Annotated in this window: 20 protein-coding genes; 8 read left to right on the top strand and 12 right to left on the bottom strand. The window is 68.7% G+C overall.

Features of this window, described 5'->3' with window-relative positions; translation table 11 throughout:
* Position 1 precedes the first annotated feature (1 nt).
* From ACP7CK_RS10905 to tpiA, 4 genes are all read right to left on the bottom strand, one after another.
* A complete protein-coding gene (locus ACP7CK_RS10905) occupies positions 2–163 on the bottom strand; it encodes a hypothetical protein (protein WP_008258848.1) in 162 nt (53 codons plus the stop codon).
* A gap of 116 nt (positions 164–279) precedes the next feature.
* Positions 280–1,932: a CTP synthase gene (locus ACP7CK_RS10910; RefSeq protein WP_292148965.1), complete on the bottom strand. Its 1,653-nt coding sequence runs from the start codon at positions 1,930–1,932 to the stop codon at positions 280–282.
* A gap of 123 nt (positions 1,933–2,055) precedes the next feature.
* Complete coding sequence (gene secG, locus ACP7CK_RS10915; protein ID WP_008262390.1) at positions 2,056–2,502, bottom strand: preprotein translocase subunit SecG; 447 nt, start codon at positions 2,500–2,502, stop codon at positions 2,056–2,058.
* A gap of 76 nt (positions 2,503–2,578) precedes the next feature.
* Positions 2,579–3,328, bottom strand: a complete 750-nt coding sequence (gene tpiA, locus ACP7CK_RS10920; protein WP_426026009.1) for a triose-phosphate isomerase — start codon at positions 3,326–3,328, stop codon at positions 2,579–2,581.
* A gap of 139 nt (positions 3,329–3,467) precedes the next feature.
* On the opposite strand from tpiA, the gene ACP7CK_RS10925 reads away from it, so the two are divergent.
* Complete coding sequence (locus ACP7CK_RS10925; protein ID WP_426026010.1) at positions 3,468–5,375, top strand: peptidyl-prolyl cis-trans isomerase; 1,908 nt, start codon at positions 3,468–3,470, stop codon at positions 5,373–5,375.
* Positions 5,372–6,904 carry an anthranilate synthase component I gene (gene trpE, locus ACP7CK_RS10930; protein WP_426026011.1) on the top strand — a complete coding sequence of 511 codons (1,533 nt, stop codon included), beginning with the start codon at positions 5,372–5,374 and terminating at the stop codon, positions 6,902–6,904. Before ACP7CK_RS10925 ends, trpE begins: the two co-directional genes overlap by 4 nt.
* A gap of 131 nt (positions 6,905–7,035) precedes the next feature.
* Here trpE and ACP7CK_RS10935 read toward each other — a convergent pair whose 3' ends face one another.
* Complete coding sequence (locus ACP7CK_RS10935; RefSeq protein WP_426026012.1) at positions 7,036–7,242, bottom strand: peptidoglycan-binding protein; 207 nt, start codon at positions 7,240–7,242, stop codon at positions 7,036–7,038.
* Between the two features lie 87 nt (positions 7,243–7,329).
* Here ACP7CK_RS10935 and ACP7CK_RS10940 point away from each other — a divergent pair, with 87 nt between their 5' ends.
* From ACP7CK_RS10940 to lexA, 4 genes are all read left to right on the top strand, one after another.
* A complete protein-coding gene (locus ACP7CK_RS10940; protein ID WP_008259403.1) occupies positions 7,330–7,920 on the top strand; it encodes an anthranilate synthase component II in 591 nt (196 codons plus the stop codon).
* A 16-nt stretch (positions 7,921–7,936) separates the two neighbouring features.
* Positions 7,937–8,974, top strand: coding sequence for an anthranilate phosphoribosyltransferase (gene trpD, locus ACP7CK_RS10945; RefSeq protein ID WP_426026013.1), 1,038 nt, complete (start codon positions 7,937–7,939; stop codon positions 8,972–8,974).
* Entirely contained in the window at positions 8,971–9,765 is a 795-nt protein-coding gene (gene trpC, locus ACP7CK_RS10950) for an indole-3-glycerol phosphate synthase TrpC (protein WP_426026014.1), read from the top strand. The genes trpD and trpC overlap by 4 nt, the downstream gene beginning before the upstream one ends.
* A 123-nt stretch (positions 9,766–9,888) precedes the next feature.
* Positions 9,889–10,590 (top strand): transcriptional repressor LexA, encoded by a 702-nt coding sequence (lexA, locus tag ACP7CK_RS10955; protein WP_292148980.1) that lies wholly within the window; start codon positions 9,889–9,891, stop codon positions 10,588–10,590.
* On the opposite strand, the gene ACP7CK_RS10960 is transcribed toward lexA, so the two are convergent.
* Positions 10,571–12,679: a ComEC/Rec2 family competence protein gene (locus ACP7CK_RS10960; RefSeq protein ID WP_426026015.1), complete on the bottom strand. Its 2,109-nt coding sequence runs from the start codon at positions 12,677–12,679 to the stop codon at positions 10,571–10,573. The two genes, lexA and ACP7CK_RS10960, sit on opposite strands and share 20 nt — an antisense overlap.
* A gap of 67 nt (positions 12,680–12,746) precedes the next feature.
* Here ACP7CK_RS10960 and gltX point away from each other — a divergent pair, with 67 nt between their 5' ends.
* A complete protein-coding gene (gene gltX, locus ACP7CK_RS10965) occupies positions 12,747–14,162 on the top strand; it encodes a glutamate--tRNA ligase (protein ID WP_426026016.1) in 1,416 nt (471 codons plus the stop codon).
* A gap of 66 nt (positions 14,163–14,228) precedes the next feature.
* Complete coding sequence (gltA, locus tag ACP7CK_RS10970) at positions 14,229–15,530, top strand: citrate synthase (RefSeq protein WP_008261264.1); 1,302 nt, start codon at positions 14,229–14,231, stop codon at positions 15,528–15,530.
* Positions 15,531–15,608: 78 nt separating this feature from the next.
* Here gltA and lpxB read toward each other — a convergent pair whose 3' ends face one another.
* The 6 genes from lpxB to ACP7CK_RS11000 are packed head-to-tail and all read right to left on the bottom strand — an operon-like array spanning position 15,609 to position 20,504.
* Positions 15,609–16,778: a lipid-A-disaccharide synthase gene (gene lpxB / locus ACP7CK_RS10975; RefSeq protein ID WP_426026017.1), complete on the bottom strand. Its 1,170-nt coding sequence runs from the start codon at positions 16,776–16,778 to the stop codon at positions 15,609–15,611.
* Positions 16,775–17,614 carry a UDP-2,3-diacylglucosamine diphosphatase gene (lpxI, locus tag ACP7CK_RS10980; RefSeq protein WP_426026018.1) on the bottom strand — a complete coding sequence of 280 codons (840 nt, stop codon included), beginning with the start codon at positions 17,612–17,614 and terminating at the stop codon, positions 16,775–16,777. The genes lpxB and lpxI overlap by 4 nt, the downstream gene beginning before the upstream one ends.
* Positions 17,611–18,399: an acyl-ACP--UDP-N-acetylglucosamine O-acyltransferase gene (gene lpxA / locus ACP7CK_RS10985; protein ID WP_426026019.1), complete on the bottom strand. Its 789-nt coding sequence runs from the start codon at positions 18,397–18,399 to the stop codon at positions 17,611–17,613. The genes lpxI and lpxA overlap by 4 nt, the downstream gene beginning before the upstream one ends.
* Positions 18,399–18,875, bottom strand: coding sequence for a 3-hydroxyacyl-ACP dehydratase FabZ (gene fabZ, locus ACP7CK_RS10990; protein ID WP_426026020.1), 477 nt, complete (start codon positions 18,873–18,875; stop codon positions 18,399–18,401). Before fabZ ends, lpxA begins: the two co-directional genes overlap by 1 nt.
* Before the next feature lie 2 nt (positions 18,876–18,877).
* Entirely contained in the window at positions 18,878–19,891 is a 1,014-nt protein-coding gene (gene lpxD / locus ACP7CK_RS10995; protein WP_426026021.1) for a UDP-3-O-(3-hydroxymyristoyl)glucosamine N-acyltransferase, read from the bottom strand.
* A 7-nt stretch (positions 19,892–19,898) separates the two neighbouring features.
* Complete coding sequence (locus tag ACP7CK_RS11000) at positions 19,899–20,504, bottom strand: OmpH family outer membrane protein (protein WP_035307349.1); 606 nt, start codon at positions 20,502–20,504, stop codon at positions 19,899–19,901.
* Between the last annotated feature and the right edge of the window lie 9 nt (positions 20,505–20,513).

The raw sequence follows: 20,513 nt of genomic DNA on the forward strand, positions 1-20,513 counted from the left end.
CTCAGGCCCGTCCGGTTTCGGCCGGGCGGGCCGACGACGGCGTCCCCATGTGCCGCACGGCCTCGTAGCCGAGCGCGACTGCAGACACGGCGATCACGAGCCCCCCTGCGATCAGCAGCAGGCGAAAATGCCGGTGCAGGTGATAGAGCAACTCGCCGATCATCGATCGTTCGTGTCCCGTCAGGTCGTGCCAATTCGATCCGTTCAGGACAGTTTACTGCAAAAGGCGGACCCATAGTAATCGCAGGTCCGTGAACACGGTTTGATCCCAGGCCTTGATCAGACCAGCCGGCTCTGCACCACGGCCGCCTCGATGAAGCTGGCGAACAGCGGGTGCGGCGCGAACGGTCGGCTCTTCAGTTCGGGGTGATACTGGACGCCGATGAACCAGGGATGGTCCGGCCGCTCCACCGTCTCGGGCAGAACCCCGTCCGGCGACAGTCCGGCGAAGACCAGGCCGGCCTTCTGCTCGATCGCCTCGCGATAGTTGATATTGACCTCGTAGCGGTGGCGGTGTCGTTCGCTGATGGCGGTGGAACCGTAGATCTCGGCGATCTTGGAGCCTTCGGCCAGGGTCGAATCATAGGCGCCCAGCCGCATGGTGCCGCCCAGGTCGCCGCCCTGCTGGCGCAGGACGCGCTGATTGCCTTGCGTCCATTCGGTCATCAGGCCCACGACCGGCTCGGCGGTCGGACCGAACTCCGTGGACGAGGCCTTGGGATAGCCGGCCAGGTTCCGCGCCGCCTCGATCACAGCCATCTGCATGCCGAAACAGATGCCGAAATAGGGAATGTTGCGCTCGCGGGCGAACCGCGCCGCCTCGATCTTGCCTTCCGAGCCCCGCTCGCCGAAGCCGCCCGGCACCAGAACGGCGTGGGCGCCCTGCAGCCGCTCCTCGCAGGCCTCCGGGTCGCCCTCGAAGGTGTCGGCCTCGACCCAGTCGATATTGACCTTGACGTTGTTGGCGACCCCGCCGTGGTGCAGGGCCTCGATCAGGGACTTATAGGCGTCCTTCAGAACCGTGTACTTGCCGACCACCGCGATGGTGACCTCGCCGTCCGGGTGCAGACGGCGGCGCGCGATCTCCTGCCAGCGCGTCAGGTCGGGTTCCGGCGCATCCTCTATGCCGAAATGGGCCAGGACTTCGCGGTCCAGGCCTTCGCGATGGTAGTCCAGCGGGACGGCGTAGATGTCGGCCGAGTCCATCGCCTGGATCACGCCGCTTTCGCGCACATTGCAGAACAGGCCGATCTTGCGCTTTTCCTCGGGCGGGATCGGGAATTCACAGCGGCACAGCAGGATGTCCGGCTGGATGCCGATGGAGCGCAGTTCCTTGACCGAGTGCTGGGTCGGCTTGGTCTTCATCTCGCCGGCCGTCTTGATGAAAGGCAGCAGGGTCAGATGGACGAAGCAGGACCGGCCGCGCGGCAGATCCTGGCCCAGTTGGCGGATGGCCTCGAAGAAGGGCAGCCCCTCGATGTCGCCGACCGTCCCGCCGATCTCGACCAGGACGAAGTCCACATCCTCGCCGTCGTCGGTCAGGGCCGGGGTCAGGCAGAAGGACTTGATCTGGTCGGTGACGTGCGGAATCACCTGGACGGTCGCGCCCAGATAGTCGCCGCGGCGCTCCTTCTCCAGGATGGTCGAATAGATCCGGCCGGTGGTGATATTGTCGGACTTGGCCGCCGACACCCCGGTGAACCGCTCGTAGTGACCCAGGTCCAGGTCGGTCTCGGCGCCGTCGTCGGTCACGAAGACCTCGCCGTGCTGGTACGGGCTCATCGTGCCCGGATCGACGTTCAGATAGGGATCGAGCTTGCGAAGCCGGACCTTGTAGCCGCGCGCTTGCAAAAGAGCGCCGAGAGCGGCGGAGGCGAGGCCTTTTCCTAGCGAGGAAACCACGCCGCCGGTGATGAACACATAGCGAGCCATGGGCGGACACCTTACTCCATGATTCGCGAACGACGCATGGGCCGCCGCGAATCGAACTGTTGATCAAAAGAAGAAAGCGCGCCCTGCGGCGCGCTTTCGGAAGTCGGGTCGGTCGCCTGCCCGTTACTGGGCGGGCTGCTGGGCCGGAGCGGACGCCGGCGACCGGGCCGCCGAGGCGGACGGCAGGCTGGCTTCCAGATCGTCCAGCGACGGCGCGGTCGGCTGGGCGGGCGCGGCCGGCTGCTGTTGCTGGGCCGGTTGTTGCGTCTGGGTCTGCGGCGTCGTGGCCAGAGAGCCCACGGCGTCGGCGTCGATCACCGAGACCGAGGCGCGGTCCATATTGCCGACGACCGTCAGGATGATGGTCAGGCCGAACAGCAGGGCCGCCAGCACCCAGGTGATCTTGGTGAGCAGATTGCCGGCGCCCCGCGCCGTCATGAAGCCCGAAGGACCGCCGCCCATGCCCAGGGCGCCGCCCTCGGACCGCTGCAGCAGCACGACGCCCGTCAGGGAGACGGCGACCAGGATGATGGCGACGAGCAGGATGGTCTGGAGCATGGCGTCATTCATGTGGGCGCGGAGCTGCGCCGATCAAGCGGCGGCCTCTATCACCGAAGCCGCCGGGGGGCAAACCGGAAGCGGCCCGTCAGGCGGCGTGGACGATCTTCAGGAAATCATCGGCCTTCAGCGAGGCGCCCCCGACCAGGGCGCCGCCCACTTCGGGCACAGCCAGAATCTCGGCCGCATTGTCAGGTTTGACCGAGCCGCCGTACAGGATGGGCGCGCGGCGGGCGGGCTCGCCCAGGCGCTGGATCATGGCGGTCCGTATGGCGGCGTGAACCTCCGCGATCTGTTCCAGAGTGGGCGTCAGGCCCGTGCCGATGGCCCACACCGGCTCATAGGCGACTGCAAAGTCACGCTCGGACAAACCGTCCGGCAGGGAGCCTGCGATCTGGGCGCTGACGACGGCGACCGCCTGGCCCGCTTCATGTTGCTCCAGGGTCTCGCCGACGCAGACGATCGGCTCCAGACCGGCCGCCATGGCCGCCTCGACCTTGGCGGCGACGTCTGCGTCTGTTTCCCCGAAGGCCGCCCGTCGCTCGGAATGGCCCAGAATCACCAGGGTGGCGCCGGCGTCCGCCAGCATGTCCGCCGACACCGACCCCGTGAAGGCGCCCGACGCCTTTTCGTGGCAATCCTGCCCCCCCACTTCGACCGCGCTGTCCGCCAGGACGCGGCGCAGGCGATCCGTCAGGGTGGCGGGCGGGCACAGGGCGATGCGGCATGCGGGCGGCGCCCCCGCCAGGCCTTCCTTCAAAGCCAGGGCCTCGGATACGTCTGCGGAGACGCCGTGCATTTTCCAGTTGCCGACGATCAACTTCACGGATTGTTTCATGCCCCCTGTCTAGGGGCCTCAAACCGGCAAGCCAAGAGGGGGCGCCGCAATCTGGCCATCACGCTGTCCTTGCGGGGGCGCGCCTGCCCCGACTATACGCCGCAGTGACGCCAACGTCGGCAAGTCTACGGGTCTTCGAATGATCACCGCCTTCCGCGCCTTCTCGCGCTCCAAGTGGGCCGCCGCCCTGCTCGTCCTGATCGCCATCAGTTTCGTGATCGTGGGCGCGCGGATGGACGTCTTCGCCAACCTGGGCCCGAAACATGTGATCGACGCAGGCGACCGTTCGATGAACGAGGCCGAGTTCAGCGCCGCCTTCGGGCGTGTGCGCGAAAACATCCAGCAGCAGGCCGGTCGTCCCGTGACCAACGAGGACCTGATCGCGGAAAACATCCATACCCGCTTCCTGGACAGCCAGACCGAACAGCTCGGCTTCCTGAACTGGGCCTGGAAAGCGGGCATCCGCCCCGGCAAGGAGCTGATCGTCAAGCAGATCCGCCAGATCCCCGCCTTCTTCAACTCGGTCACGGGCCAGTTCGATCAGCAGGCCTATGAGAGCGCCCTGGCGCAACAGAACCTGACCCCCGCCATGCTGGAGCAGGACCTGCGCGACCAGTATGCGACGGAGCATTTCGGCGCCGCCATCTTCGCCGGCGCCCGTGCGCCGCGCATCTACGGCGCCCTGCTGGCCGGCGCCGCCTTCGAGACCCGCGACGGTCGCTGGTTCGAGGTCACGCCCGCCATGGCCGGCGAAATCCCCGCCCCGACCGACGCCCAACTGAACGCCTTCATTCAGGAAAACGCCGCACGTCTGCGCGCGCCGGAGTTCCGCATGGTGTCCGTCGTCCTGTTCACGCCGGACCCGGGCGCCGCCCCCGTCGTGTCGGATGAGCGTATCCGCGAACGTTTCGAGTTCAAGAAGGACAGCCTGGGCAAGCCCGAGACCCGCACCTTCGTGACCCTGACCGCGCCCAGCCGCGACGTCGCCCAGAAGATCGCCGCCGCCTTGCGCGCCGGCCAGTCGCCCGCCGATGTCGGCCGCGCCAACAGCATCCAGCCGGCGAACTTCAACGCCACGCCCCGCGCCGCCGTCGGCGACGCGGCCACCGCCGCCGCCGTGTTCGGCCTGCAGGTCAACCAGGTCTCTGACCCGGTTCAGGCCGGCGTCGGCTTCGCCGTCGCCAAGGTCACCGCCATCCAGCCCGGTCAGCCCGCCACCCTGGAAAACTCGCGCGACCAGATCGTCGCGGAACTGCGCGCCGAGGACGTCAAGGGCCAGACCTACGCCAAGGTCGAGAAGTACGAAGCCGCCCGCACCGCCGGCAAGAACCTGGCCGACGCCGCCCGCGAGGCCGGCGGCCGTGTCATCGACCTGCCCCCCTTCACCAAGGACGGCAAACTGCCCAACGGCCAGGCCCTGAACGCCCCCCCGCAAGTCTTTGAGACTGCCTGGAGCCTGACCAAGGGCGGTGAAAGCGACGTGATCGACGCCGGCCAGGGCCAGTATTTCGCCGTCCGTGTGAACGACATCCGGCCCTCGGCCCTGCCGACCCTGGCCGAAGTCCGCGCGCCCCTGGCCGCCCAGTGGACCCAGCGCGAAATCTCGCGCCGTCTCGCCGCCAAGGCTGAAGAGCTGGCGAGCCGCGTCCGCCAGGGCCAGGACATCGCCGCCGTGGCCCGCTCGGTCAACGCGCCCCTGACCGTCCGCACCGGCGTGGTCCGCGACCAGGCCACCCAGGAATCGCTGGGCCAGGGCGTGCTCCAGGGCCTGTTCGGTCAGGCCAAGGGCCAGGTCTTCTCCCAACCGGGCGAAGGCGGTTATCTGGTCGGCCGCGTCGATGGCGTCCACGCCGCCAATCCGGCCGTCGCCGGTCCTCTGGCCGAACAGGCCCGTCCGCGCATCACCCAGGAACTGGTCCAGGCCATGGTCCAGACCGAGATGACCGCCGGCGCCCAGCGCTCCAAGGCCAAGAACGACGTCACTCTGGCGCGTCAGGCCCTGGGCCTGTCCGCCGAGCCGACCGCTCCCGCCGCACCGGCGCAATGACCACGGCCGGCCAAGACGCCTCGGGTTTCAACGGGGCCGACTACGACGCCTTCGCCGCCGGCCTTTCGGCCGGTCGGCCGCAGGTGCTGGTCCGGCGCGTCATCGACGATCTGGAGACGCCGGTTTCGGCCTATCTGAAACTGGGTCGCCATCGCCCCTACGCCTGTCTGCTGGAATCCGTCGAAGGCGGCGCCGTGAAGGGCCGCTATTCGATCCTGACGCTGGACCCGGACGTGGTCTGGCGTTGCCGGGCGAACGCGGCGGAACTGGCGCGCGGCCCGGCGGTGGTCGAGGGGCGGTTCATCGCCGAGCCCCTGCCCACGCTTCAGTCCCTGCGCGCCCTGATCGCCGCGTCGAAGTTCGACCTGCCGCAGGACCTGCCGCCCATGGCCGCCGGTCTGTTCGGCGTCTTCGGCTATGACATGGTGCGCCTGCTCGAGCCGCTGGGCGAGCCCAATCCGGATCCGCTGGATCTGCCGGACGCCGTGCTCACCCGTCCGTCCCTGGTCGCCATCTTCGATTCCGTCGGGCAGGAGATCATCCTGGTCTCGGCCGCCTATCCCGACGCCGGCGCCGCGCCGCGTGAAGCGTTCGACGCCGCCGTCGCCCGGCTGGACGCCTTCGAGACGGGCCTGCGCGCCCCCCTGCCGGTGCGCGCCGCGCCGCAGCCGACGCCCGCCCCGACCTTCGCCTCGCCCGTGGACGAGGCCGGGTTCGGCGAGATGGTGGCCAAGGCCAAGGACTATATCGCCGCGGGCGACATCTTCCAGGTCGTGCTCAGCCACCGCTTCTCGGCCCCCTGGACCGAAGATCCCTTCGCCTTCTACCGCTCGCTGCGTCGCCAGAACCCGTCGCCCTATCTCTTCTATCTGAACTTCGAAGGCTTCCAGCTGGCCGGCTCCAGCCCGGAGATCCTGGTTCGGCTGAAGGACGGCCAGGTCACCATCCGCCCGCTGGCCGGCACCCGCATGCGCGGCGCGACGCCCGAGGCCGACAAGGCGCTGGAGGTCGAACTGCTCGCTGATCCCAAGGAACGGGCCGAACATCTAATGCTGCTGGACCTGGGCCGCAACGACGTCGGCCGCGTCGCGGCGCCGGGCACGGTCGAAGTGACCGAGAGCTTCGTCGTCGAACGCTACAGCCAGGTCATGCACATCGTCTCCAATGTGCGCGGCAAGGCCGATCCGAAACTGGACGCCGTCGACACCCTGCTCGCGGCGCTTCCCGCCGGCACCCTGTCGGGCGCGCCCAAGGTGCGGGCCATGGAAGTGATCGACGAGCTGGAAAGCGAAAAACGCGGCGTCGGCTACGGCGGCGGTGTCGGTTATATTTCGGCGGGCGGCGAGGCGGACATCTGCATCACCCTGCGCACCGCCCTGTTCGCCGATGATCAGATCTTCGTCCAGGCCGGCGCCGGCGTGGTCGCCGACAGCGATCCTGCGGCCGAATACGCCGAGACCCGGCACAAGGCCCGCGCCCCCATGCGGGCCGCCGACGACGCCTGGCGCTTCCGCACCGGCAATCGCTAGAGCATGATCGTTTCGGACGGAACCGCGTAGCGGTTCCGGCAGAAGCGTGAATCATGCTCTAGCTTCAATCTGGAGCCTGATTCACGGCATCAGCGGAATCGCGAAGCGATTCCTCCTCAGCCGATCAGGCTCTAAGGCCCGTAGGTCGCCGGGGGTTGGTCAAAGCGGACGCCCGGCCCCAACACCACCACCCCGGCCATGACCACGGCCGCCGTCGCGGCCAGGGCGGCGGCGCCGAGGGCCGCATAGGGGCTGATCGGCTTGGGTTCGACCACGACCAGCTTCGCCTTGGCGGCGGCGATCTTTTCGGCGATGTCTTTTTCGGCGCTGAGTTTCACACCCCCATCTGCCCCCGCCAATGTTAAGATGCGCTTTAACGCCGCGCACGCTTGGCGCGGCGGCTTGTCACGCCTAGAAGCCAGATCATGATCCTCGTCGTCGATAACTACGACAGCTTTACCTACAACCTCGTCCACTACCTCGCGGAGTTGGGCGCGCCGACCCATGTGGTGCGCAACGACGACCTGACGGCGGACGAGGCCTGGGCGCTGAACCCCGCCGCCGTCCTGCTGTCCCCCGGCCCCTGTGCCCCGGATCAGGCCGGCATCTGCCTGCCGCTGATCGAGAGCGCCCCGGCCTCCATGCCCATCCTCGGCGTCTGCCTGGGCCACCAGGCCATCGGCCAGGCCTTCGGCGGCGACGTGATCCGCGCCAAGACCCTGATGCACGGGAAGACCTCGCCGATCCTGCATGACGGCAAGAGCGTCTTCGCCGGCCTGCCCTCGCCCTTCACCGCCACCCGCTATCATTCCCTGGCCGTGAAGCGCGAAACCCTGCCCGACTGCCTCGAAGTGACCGCCTGGACCGCCGACGGCGAGATCATGGGGCTCCAGCACCGCAGCCGCCCGATCCATGGCGTCCAGTTCCACCCGGAATCCATCGCCACCGAACACGGCCACGACATGCTGGCCAACTTCCTCGAGATCGCCGGCGTGAAGCGCCTCGCGGCCGCCTGATCGTGGCGGCCTGATCATGGCTGACGGGTTCAAGCCGATCCTCGCCCGCCTGGTCGAGGGCCACCCCCTGACGTCCGAGCAGGCGCACGACTTCTTCGCCGCCTGCCTGCGCGGCGAGCCGACCCCGTCCCAGGTCGCCGCCGCCGTCACCGCCCTGCGGATTCGGGGCGAGACGGTCGATGAGATTGCGGCTTTCGCCCAGGCCATGCGCGACGCCGCCCTGACGCTGGACCATCCGTACGAGGTGATCGACACCTGCGGCACCGGCGGCGACGGCCAGCACACCTACAACATCTCCACCGCCGCCGCCCTGGTCCTGGCCGGCGCGGGCCTGAAGGTCGCCAAGCACGGCAACCGGGCCATCTCCTCGAAATCCGGCTCCTCCGACGTCCTGTCGATCCTGGGCGTCAATCTGGCGGCCAGCCCGGATCAGCAGCGCAAGGCGCTGGACGAGGCCGGAATCTGCTTCCTGTTCGCCCCCGCCTATCACGGCGCCATGCGCCACGTCGGGCCGGTGCGCGCCGAGATCGGTTTCCGCACCGTCTTCAACCTGCTCGGCCCCCTGTCCAACCCGGCCCAGGCGAAACGCCAGGTCATGGGCGTCTATGACCCCCGCCTGCTCGAGCCCCTGGTCGAGGTCCTGGGCCGGCTGGGCGCGACCCGCGCCTGGACGGTCCATGGCCAGGGCCTGGACGAGCTGGCCACCTCCGGCCCGACGGAAGTGGCGGAATGGAAGGACGGCGCCGTCCGCCGCTTCCAGGTCACGCCCGAGGACGCCGGCCTGCCGCGCGCCTCCATCGACGCCATCCGCGGCGGCGACGGCGAAGAGAACGCCGCGGCCCTGCGCGCCCTGCTGGCGGGTCAGACCGGCCCCTATCGCGACATCGTCCTGCTGAACGCCGCCGCCGCCCTCGTGGTGTCGGATCGGGCGACCGACCTCGCGGAAGGGGCCGCCCTCGCCGCCGCCGCCATTGACGACGGCCGGGCCGCCCAGGCGCTGGAGCGTCTGGCCCGCATCACCTCCACGCCGCTGGATACCGAAGACAACACATGACCGACGTCCTGGACCGCATCGCCGCCTACAAGCGCGAGGATGTCGCCGCCCGCAAGGCCGCGACCACCCAGGACGCCATCGAGGCCCTGGCCCGGGCCGCCTCGGCCCCGCGCGGCTTCCGCGCCGCCCTCGACCGGACCGTCGAAGAAACCGGCCGCCCCGCCCTGATCGCCGAGATCAAGAAGGCCAGCCCCTCCAAAGGCCTGATCCGTCCCGATTTCGACCCGACCGCCCTGGCCATCGCCTACGAGGCTGGCGGCGCATCCTGCCTGTCGGTCCTGACCGACGGCCCCAGCTTCCAGGGCGACGACGCCTATCTGGGCCAGGCCCGCACCGCCACGGCCCTGCCCTGCCTGCGCAAGGACTTCCTGGTCGATCCCTGGCAGGTGGCCGAAAGCCGCGCTCTGGGCGCCGACTGTATCCTGATCATCCTGGCCATGATCGACGATCGGCTGGCCGCCGAATTGCTGGCCGAGGCCGAACGATTCGGCATGGACGCCCTGATCGAAACCCACGACGAGGCCGAAATGGCCCGCGCCTGCGCCCTCGGCGGAGACTTGGTCGGGGTCAACAACCGCTCGCTGCGGACGTTCGAGGTCGATCTGGAGGTGACCGAGCGCCTGTCCATGCTCAGCCCCGTCCGCGCCCTGCTGGTCGCCGAGAGCGGCATCTTCACGCCCGAGGACGTCGATCGCGTCTCCGCCGCCCACGCCCAGGCCATTCTGGTCGGCGAAAGCCTGATGCGGCAGGCCGACGTCGAGGCCGCGACCCGCAAGCTGCTGGCCGCCTGATTCAGCCCGACGCGCGTGGTGAAGCGACGCCGTTAAGTTGACATTAGGAAGGAACACTTACAGAACATCGCCAATGTTCACGGCCCGTTCCGATTCGAGGAAAGGGCTCATGAGGGCCTGGCGATGCTCACGCGCAAGCAGCACGAATTGCTGATGTTCATCCACGAACGGATTCAGGAGACCGGCGTCTCCCCCTCGTTCGACGAGATGAAGGAGGCGCTGGATCTGGCGTCCAAGTCGGGCATTCACCGGCTGATCACGGCGCTGGAGGAACGCGGCTTCATCCGCCGCCTCGCCCACCGCGCCCGCGCCCTGGAAGTGACCAAACTGCCTGAACAGGCCACCGCCGGCGCCCCGCGCGGCCGGGCCGGGTTCAAGCCCGACGTCATCGAAGGCGGCGGCGGCGCGCCACGCCCCGCTGCGGCCTCAGCCGCCAACGACACCCGCGAACTGCCCCTGCTGGGCAAGATCGCCGCCGGCACCCCCATCGCAGCGATCCAGCACGAGCAGGAGCGGCTGTCGGTGCCCGAATCCATGCTGGGCAAGGGCGATCATTACCTCCTCGAGATCGAGGGCGATTCGATGATCGAGGCCGGCATCCTGAACGGCGATCTGGTGGTCATCCGTCGCGGCGACACGGCCAACAACGGCGAGATCGTCGTGGCCCTGGTCGAGGGCGAAGAGGCCACGCTGAAACGCCTGCGTCGCAAGGGCGGCTCCATCGCCCTGGAGCCCGCCAACCGCAACTACGAGACCCGCATCTTCGGTCCCGACCAGGTCGAGGTCCAGGGCAAGCTGGTCGGCCTCATGCGCCGCTATCACTGAGGTCCGGATCCGGCTGACGCGCCCAGGGGCGATCCCCGCGCACGTCGGCCGTCCACACCGCCTTCCAGCGGTCCGCTCCGTCGCGCCACAGCTCCACCGCCCCGCCGCGCGTGAAATCGACGCCGTCGAGCACGAGACGGCCGTCGCATGAGGCCGGCAGGGCGACGACCGCAGCCCGCACGCTGACGACGGACGCCGCCCGACACAGGTCGGCCATCTGATCCGTGTCGGGCGCGTCCCGCCCCCACCACAGGGCGACCGGCCCGGCTTCCGGCGTCTCCGGCCGACAGGAAGATCGCTCGCACGTCCAGCCCGCCTCCGGCCGATCCGCCGTCGTCAGGCCCCGCCGCCGCGACCACAGATCAACGGCGAAGGCGCGCACGCCGGGCCGGATCACGACCGCCTGGGCTTGGTGATGAAAGGCGGCGTTGGTCCCGCCGTCCCCGATCCAGAGATCCGGCGTCGGCGCACGCGGCCAGACCAGCACCGCCGCCGCCAGCGGCAGGCCCAGCCACCTCAGCCGCCCCTGCCACAGACAGACGAACAACACCCCCAGAAAGGCGATGGGCAGAACATAGTCCGGCGCGCTGGCCACTGTCCGCACCGCCCCCGGCAGACGGGCGGTCCAGCCCCCGATCGCCAGCATCAGATCGACGCCCCACCCCGCCACGGCCAGGAAAGGCCCGCCAAGGCCCAGGGGCTCCAACGCCGCTCCCAGAGCCAGAGCCGGCATCAGGACGAAATCCGCGACCGGCGCCGTGCCCAGATTGGCCAGAAGCCCGTACATGGCCGTGCGGTTGAAATGCTGCATGGCGAACGGCCCGGTCGCCAGTCCCGCCACGACGCTGGCCGCCACCGCCGCCGTCAACCAGCCGCCGAACCTCTGCGCCGCCACGATCGGCCAGGGCGCCGAAATCTCTCGCATCCGCTGCGGCCAGACCTCGACCAGGGCCACCAGGGCCGCCGTGGCCGCAAAGGACATCTGAAAGCCCGGCGTGACGATGGCCTCGGGCTGGATGGCCAACACCACAAAGGCCGCCACAGCCAGGCCATGCATCGTCACCGCCTGCCGATCCAGCAGTATGGCCAGAAAGGCGATGGAGGCCGTGATCGCGGCCCGCTCGGCCGGCGGCGGCGCGCCCGACACGACCAGATAGGCGCCGACCGCCGTCAGTCCGGCGAGGGCCGCGACCTTCTTGCCGGGAACCCGCAACGCCAGCCACGGCCAGGCCGCCACGCCCAGTCGGGCCGCGAAAAAGACGAAGCCGCCGACGATGGCCATGTGCAGGCCCGACACCGACAGAATGTGCGCCAGGCCCGAATCCCGCATCACGTCCATGTCCTCCTGGCTGATCCAGGTCTCATGGCTGGTGGTCATGGCCGCCGCGATCCCGCCCGTCCGTTCGCCCAGCCGCGCCACGATCCTTTCGGCCAGGGCGTAGCGGGCGCTGTTCACCGCCATTTCCAGGCGCAGCCGCCACGGCGCCGACGGCAGGTCGAGCCGTCGCGTCTCCCCCAGGGCGAAGGCGATCCCGCCCATGCCCTGGAAAAAGGCGTTGCGGCCGAAGTCATAGGCGCCGGGGCTGGCCGGCGCGGGCGGCGGATTGAGAATGGCGAACAGACGGACCGCTTCGCCGGGCCGCGGCGGGTCGCCCCGCACCGTGGCCCTGAGCCGCACCGGCGTCCGGTCCGGCGCCAGCCCCCGAATCCAGACCGGCGCGACCACGATCCTCGCCCCTCTTTCGCCGGGGCTGTCCACATCCACCACCCAGGCCTCGATCACCGTCGCTTCACCCAGGGCTGGAGCGATGGGCGCCGCCACCATCTCCGTGCGAATCTTGGCCGCCGCCAGCCCGCCGGCCAGACAGGCCAGCATCATCAGCGGCCAGGTCAGGCGCCGCGCCCATCCCCGCCGTCGCGCCGCCAGCCAGCCCGCGCCGGAGACGATCGCCCCGAGCAGCAGCGGCCACAAGGCCGGCTCCGACCGCAGGGCGAAATAGATCGCCCCGCCTCCGCCAAAGGCCACCGGCGCCCACAGCCGCCATCTCAGCCTCTGCGCCGCAGCCTCGTCCTCCAACCAGGCCCGCAATCGCGCGCCGGGGGTAGGCTTTGTCGTCTCGGGGCGTATAAGGGCCTCGCTTACGGACCCTTCCCCCATGACCTCACCTTCCTCGACTGTCGTCACGCGCTTCGCCCCCTCGCCGACAGGCTATCTGCATATCGGCGGGGCGAGAACCGCCTTGTTCAACTGGCTGTACGCCAAACGACACGCAGGGCGTTTCCTGATCCGGGTCGAGGACACGGACCGCGAGCGGTCCACCGACGAGGCCGTCAAGGCCATCTTCGACGGGCTGAGCTGGTTGGAGCTGTTCGCCGACGAGGAACCGGTTTTCCAGTACAGCCGCGCCGACCGCCACCGCGAGGTGGTGGACCAGTTGCTTGAGACCGGCCACGCCTATCGCGATTTCACCACGGCCGAGGAAACCGGCCGACTGCGGGACGCCGCCAAGGCCGAACGGCGCGCCTTCGAATCGCCGTGGCGCGACCGCGCGCCGACCGTCGACGACCTGGCCCTGCCTCACGTCGTGCGTTTTCGCCGCCCCCAGTCCACGACCGTCACCGTGGCGGACGAGGTCCAGGGCGCGGTCAGTTGGTCGACGAACGACCTCGACGACCTGGTCCTTCTGCGCTCCGACGGCGCGCCCACCTATAATCTAGCGGTCGTCGTGGACGACCACGACATGGGCGTGACCCATGTCATCCGCGGCGACGACCACCTGAACAACGCCGCGCGCCAGAGCCTGATCTACGACGCCCTGGGCTGGACCCGGCCGACCTTCGCCCACATCCCGCTGATTCACGGCCCCGACGGCGCCAAACTGTCGAAGCGCCACGGCGCCCAGGCGGTTCATGAATACGCCGAAATGGGCTATCTGCCCGAGGCCATGCGCAACTATCTGGCCCGGCTGGGCTGGGCCCATGGCGACGACGAACTGTTCAGCGACGCCCAGGCGGTGGAATGGTTCGACCTGGCCGGCATCGGCAAGGCCCCGGCCCGGCTCGATTTCGACAAGCTGGCCCACGTCAATTCCCACTGGCTGCGTCTCGCGGCGGACGAACGCCTCGCCAAGCTGACCCTGGATGTCCACCTGCAACGCGGTCGCGTCATCGCCGAAGACGACGAGGCCAGGCTCCAACGCGCCATGCCCTTCATCAAAGACCGCGCCAAGACCGTGCTGGACCTGGCCGACCAGACTGAATTCGTGCTGAAGAGCCGCCCCCTCGCGCTGGATGACAAGGCGCGCGTCCTGCTCTCGGGCGAAACCCTGGACCGCCTCGGCCGTCTGCGGGACCGGCTGACGCTGTTCCAGTCCTGGGATGTCTTCGCCCTGGAAGCCGAGCTCAAGAGCTTCGCCGAATCCGAAGAGGTCGGCTTCGGCAAGATCGGTCCGCCGGTGCGAACGGCCCTTACCGCAGGGTCAACTTCACCCGATATCGCACGAACTTTGTCCGCTCTTGGGCGCGACGAAAGTCTCGGGCGCTTGGATGATGCGCTGCAACAGACTAAGTGATCACCCACAACCAAAAAAGCGGCCGACGCCTCCCCGCGCCTGGACGTGTGATGCAAAGGGGCATTCATGACTGAACAAGCCAAAACCGCCGGCTCGGCGACCCTGTCCTTCGAGGGCAAGACCATCGAGCTTCCGGTCCTTTCGGGCTCCACCGGCCCGGATGTCATCGATATCCGCAAGATGTACGCGGGTACGGGCGCCTTCACCTTCGACCCGGGCTTCACCTCCACCGCCGCGTGCGAGTCAGCCCTGACCTATATCGACGGCGACGCCGGCGTGCTTCTGCACCGCGGCTACCCGATCGACCAGTTGGCGTCGAAGTCGAACTTCGTGGAGGTCTGCCACCTGCTGCTGCACGGCGAACTGCCGACCGCGGCGCAGTACGAAAAGTTCGAAAACAGCATCACCATGCACACGATGCTGCACGCCCAGTTCGACCGCTTCTTCGAGGGCTTCCGCCGCGACGCCCATCCCATGGCGATCATGGTCGGCACCGTGGGGGCCCTGTCGGCCTTCTATCATGACAGCCTGGACATCCATGATCCGGTCCAGCGCGACATCTCGGCCATCCGCCTGATCGCCAAGATGCCGACCATCGCGGCCCGCGCCTACAAGTACCACGTCGGCCAGCCGTTCATCTCGCCGCGCAACGACCTGTCCTACGCCGAGAACTTCCTGCGCATGTGCTTCGCCGTGCCGGCCGAGGACTATAACGTCGATCCGGCCCTGGTTCGCGCCATGGACCGCATCTTCACCCTGCACGCCGACCACGAGCAGAACGCCTCGACCTCGACCGTCCGCCTGGCCGGTTCGTCGGGCGCGAACCCGTTCGCCTGTATCGCCGCCGGCATCGCCTGCCTGTGGGGCCCGTCGCACGGCGGCGCCAATGAAGAGGCGCTCAACATGCTCAAGGAAATCGGCACGCCCGACAAGATTCCCGAGTTCATCCAGGGCGTGAAGGACCGCAAGTACAAGCTGATGGGCTTCGGCCACCGCGTGTACAAGAACTACGACCCGCGCGCCAAGGTCATGCAACAGTCGGCCTATGAAGTCCTGGCCGCCACGGGTCGCGAGAATGATCCGCTGTTCCTGGTCGCCAAGGAGCTGGAGAAGGTCGCCCTGTCGGACGAATACTTCACCTCGCGCAAGCTGTTCCCGAACGTCGACTTCTATTCGGGCATCACCCTGTCGGCCATGGGCTTCCCCACCACCATGTTCACCGTCCTGTTCGCCCTGGCCCGCACCGTGGGCTGGATCGCCCAGTGGCAGGAAATGATGGCGGATCCGTCGCAGAAGATCGGCCGTCCGCGCCAGCTCTACACGGGCCCGACCCAACGCGATTACGTGGCGATCGACCAGCGCGGCTGATCGACAGCCACAGGCCTGAAATGCAAGACGCCGGGGAGACATCCCCGGCGTTTTTGTTTGGGGGCGGCCGCCCCGAGATCAGCCGCCCCGCTTGGCTTCAATGACTTGCAAGACCGCGTCAGCGGCCAGGGCCGACGGATCCGGGCCGCCGCGGCCCATCAGATCCAGCGCCGCGGTCTGACGCCGCGCCTGATCGGCCGCCGCCTCATGGTCGGCCAGAAGCCGTTGGACCGCAGGTGCCAGGATATCCGGCGATGCTTCGTTCTGGATGAACTCGGGCGCGATGCGCTCGTCGGCGGCGATATTGAACAGGGTGATGTGTTTCGCCGTCACCACCCGCTTCATCAGCTCATAGCTGAGCGCGCCGATCCGATAGGCGACGACCATCGGCGTTCCGGCCAGCGCCAGTTCCGTCGAGACCGTTCCGCTTGTGGCCAGGGCGGCCGTCGCGGCCCGCATGGCGTCATATTTCTCGGCCTCATCGACCAGATGGACCCGAAACGGCCAGGCGGCGACGCGGCTGGTGACATCCTTGGCCACGGTGCCCGCAGCCACCACGGCCACAGCCAGGCCAGGATCGGCGGCCTTCAACCTGCGGATCGTCGCCTCATAGACGGGCGTCAGGCGCGCGATCTCGGCGGGCCGACTGCCCGGCAGGATCAGCAGCAGTTTTGCATCGGCGGCGATTCCCCGCCGTGCGCGGAAGGCGGCGCCGTCCGCGCTGTCCATATCCACATGCAGGGCCGAAGAGCCGACGACCGTCGTGGGCAGGCCCGCACGCTCGAACCAGGGCGCATCGAAGCTGTACAGCGCCAGCAGGTGATCCACGGCGCCCGCCAGGGTCTTGGCCCGACTGGGGCGCGACGCCCAGACCTGGGGGCCGACATATTTGATCAGCGGCACGTCCGGCCGGGCGGCGCGGATCGCCTCGGCCACCCGGATGGTGAAGCCCCAGCTGTCGATCAGCACCACCGCGTCCGGCTGTTCGCGCGCGGCCAGGGCCGCCGTCTCCCGAACCCGGCGCCGGACCATGCCATAGGCGCGCAGGCCCTCGATCCAGCCCAGGATCGACAGCTCGGCGATATCGAACGGACTGACGACGCCCTCCGCCGCCATGCGGGGCCCGCCGACGCCGACGAAACTCACCGTGTCGCCAAGCCGCTTCCGGAGCGCCTGGGCCAGGCCGGCGCCTAGCGCATCGCCTGAGGCCTCGGCCGCCACCAGCATGATCTTCAACGGACGGCTCATCGGTCTTCACCCCAGACGAACAGACCCAGCCAGTCCGCAGCCGCCACTATAGCCGGACGGTCGATCAGGATCAGCCGCCCGGTCACGCCGGCGATGCCCGCCAGGCCCGCCGCCGCCGCCAGCTCGACCGTGCGCGGCCCGATCACCGGCATGTCCACACGCAGGTCCTGGATCGGCTTGGGCGCCTTGCCCAGCGCCCCCTTGGGGGCTGACGCCGAACCGCGGAGATCGGCCGGCAGGCCCGCCACCCGGTGCAACATGGCGTCTGTGCCCTCCTGGGCCTCGACCGCCAGCACCAGACCGTCGCAGACGACCGCGCCCTGACCGATGTCCAGTTCGCCCGACTTTTCGGCGACATGCAGCGCCTTCTTCAGATCGGCGATCTGGTCGGGCGTCGGCGAAACCGCGCCCAAGGCCCCCGACGCCAGGGTTTCGCCGCCCAGGACGTCATCGGCGCCTTCCACCGCAAACCCTTCGGCCTCGAACACCGACAGGATCTTGCGCAACAGGGCGTCGTCGCCCTGGGTCGCCGCTGCGACGATCCCCGGCAGCAGGGTCGCGCCCTTGAAGTCCGGCTTCAGGCTCTTGAAATCGGGTCGGTTGACGATGCCGGCCAGACAGACGGTCGTGCAGGCCTCGGCCTTCAGCGCCTTCAGTATGGCTCCGATCTGAGCCATGCCGAACTCGGCGCCCGGCCAGCGGGTCAGATGGGGGTCGGCGAACCCGGCCAGACGGATGATGAAGACCGGCCGTCCCTCGGCGTCGCACCGCGCCGCCACGGCCGCCGGCAGGTCGCCGCCGCCGGCGATCAGGCCCAGCTTTCCGGAAGGGCTCATTCCGCGTTCGGCAGACACAGCGGACGCCGCCCGCCGTCGCGGATGAAGGCGATGATCTCCATGATCTCGGGCAGGTCGGCATAGGCCTGGGCCACGCCCTCGATCCGGCCGGCGAACTCGCCCTGCCCCTCGAACAGGTCGCGATAGGCCGCCAGCAGACGGCGCACCTGATCCTTGCCATAGCCTTTGCGCTTCAGCCCGATCAGGTTCAGCCCGCGCAGCCGCGCATGATTGCCCCAGGCCGAGCCATAGGGGATGACGTCGCGGGTCACGGCGGCCAGACCGCCGATGATCGCCCCCTGCCCCACACGGCCGTTCTGGTGGACGGCGCACAGCCCCCCCAGGAAGACCTTGTCGCCGATATGAGCATGACCACCCAGGGTGGCGTTATTGGCCATGACCAGATTGCTGCCGACCACGCAGTCGTGACCGATATGGGCGCCTGTCATGAACAGGTTGTTGGAGCCGACGACGGTCACGCCCGTCCCCTGGGGCGTGCCCCGGTTGAAGGTGCAGTGCTCGCGGATCAGGTTGTTCTCGCCGATCTCCAGCCGCACCGGCTCGCCCTTATAGCCGTTGTGCTGCGGGTCGCCGCCGATGACGGCGAACGGATGGATCGTCGTTCCCGCCCCGACGGTCGTATCCTGCTGAACCACCACATGGCTGACCAGACGCACGCCCTCGCCCAGGACCACGTTCGGCCCGACGGTGCACCAGGGCCCGACCTCGACCCCGTCGATCAGGGTCGCCGTGGCGTCGATCAGGGCGGTGGGGTGGATGGTCATCAGGCGGCGGGCTCTGTCGCTGGAGTGGGCACGGTCACGACCATGGCCATGAATTCGGCCTCGGCGGCCAGTTTTCCGTCGATGAAGGTCTCGCCGCGGAACTTGTAGGCGTCGCCGCGCGCCTTGATCACCTTGACCTCCATGCGCAGCTGGTCGCCCGGCCGCGCCGGTTTGCGGAAGCGCACGCCGTCGATGGACATGAACATGATGACCTTGTCGGCCACGGCCACGTCCAGGGTCTTGGACATCAGCAGGGCGCCCGTCTGGGCCATGGCCTCGACGATCAGCACGCCGGGCATGACCGGATCGATCGGGAAATGCCCCTGGAAGAAGGGCTCGTTATGGCTGACGTTCTTGACGCCGACGATGGAGGTCCGGGGCACGAAGGCCTCGGCCTTGTCCACCAGCAGGAAGGGGTAACGGTGCGGCAGCCGCCGCATCACCTCGGCGTAATCGATCTTGCCGTCTTCGCTCATCCCTATGATTCCTTCGGGGCCTTCTTTGAAGAGGCCTGTTTGGCGAGCCAGATGGTTTCGCGCAAGAACTGTCGGATCGGACGGGCCGGATAACCGGACCAGGTCTCGCCCGCCGGAATGTTCGCCAGCACTCCGGCGCCGGCCGCGACCCGCGCGCCTTCGCCGATGGTGATGTGGTCGCCGATCCCCGCCTTGCCGCCGAAGATGACGTTGTCGCCGCTGGTCACGGAGCCGGAAATCCCGGTGTTGGCGGCCATCAGATTGTTGCGGCCGATGACGCAGTTGTGGCCCACCATGACCAGATTATCGATCTTGGTGTTTTCGCCGATGACCGTGTCGTCATAGGCGCCGCGATCGATGCACGAGTTGGCGCCGACCGTCACCCCGTCCTGCAGGATGACGCGGCCCAGCTGGGGAATATCCATGGCGCCGGCGGCCGTGCCGGTGGCGCCGAAGCCCGCCTCGCCGATCCGCGCCCCGGCGTACAGTTTCACCCGGTCGCCGATCAGGGCGAAGCCGACGGTGACGTTCGAACCGATGACGCAGTCGCGGCCGATCTGAACGCCCGGACCGATCACGGTGTTGGCGCAGATGCGCGTGCCCCGGCCGATGCGGACGCCTTCGCCCAGCACGACGCCCGGCTCGATGACGACGCTGTCGTCCTCGGCCGCCTCGGAGGCCTGGATAGCCCGGTCCAGCGTCACCGGACGGTGCAGCAAGGCCGAGGCCATGGCCCAGGACGCCTGGGGCGTGCGAGAGACGATGACGGCGGCTTCAGCGGGCGCCGACGCCACGGCCTCGGCCGGCACGATCACACAACCCGCTCGGGTCCCCGCCAGCGCCACGACGAATTTGCGATCGCCCAGAAACGCGATCGCGCCCCCGTCCGCAGAGGACAGGGGCGCGACCGAGGCGATGGTCCGGTCCCCGCCCCTCTCGACCTCGCCCCCGATCTGGGCCGCCAGTTCGGCGACGGTCAGAGGAGACAGGGTTTGAAAGAAGCGGGTGTCGGGCATGTCGAACTTAGTTGGCGGCGGCCGGCTGTTGCGACTGCTGGGCCGGGACGGCCATACGGTTGAACGAGAGGGTCGGCAGGGCAGTGTTCAGGCGCTGGATCGCCGTATCGGTCAGATCCATGGCCGGGTTCATCATGAAGACGCTCTCGCGGTCCAGCAGCAGGCCGCAGCCCTTCTCCTGGTACAGGGCGGTCAGGATCGGCGACACGGCCTCGGTGATGGCCTGGCGTTGCATGGCCAGGGTGTAGCGCAGTTCGTTTTCGCGCGTGCCTTCCAGCTGTTGCGCTTCCTGGGCGCGCTGCTGCAGGGCCTGACGGCGCTGTTGCAGTTGGTCGGCCGGCAGGCTGGCGCCCGAGGTCTGAAGCTGCTGGGCTTCGGTCTGAAGCGCGGTGGCGTAGGGCTGGAGTTCGCCCTGAACTTCCTGCGCCAGTTGCTGCATGCGCGCCTCGACGGCCTGGCCGGCGGCCGACTGGGCCAGCAGACGGGCGTTGTAATAGACGCAGACGCCCGGGATGACCGGACCGGGGTTGGCGGGCGCAGCGGCCTGTTGGGCCGAGGCGGCGGTGGCGACCAGGGTGGCGGCGGCCGTGGCGGCGATGATCAGAGCTTTCATGGGACTTCC

This window comes from Brevundimonas sp. TSRC1-1, assembly GCF_049898245.1.
GTDB classification, from domain to species: Bacteria; Pseudomonadota; Alphaproteobacteria; order Caulobacterales; family Caulobacteraceae; genus Brevundimonas; species Brevundimonas mediterranea_A.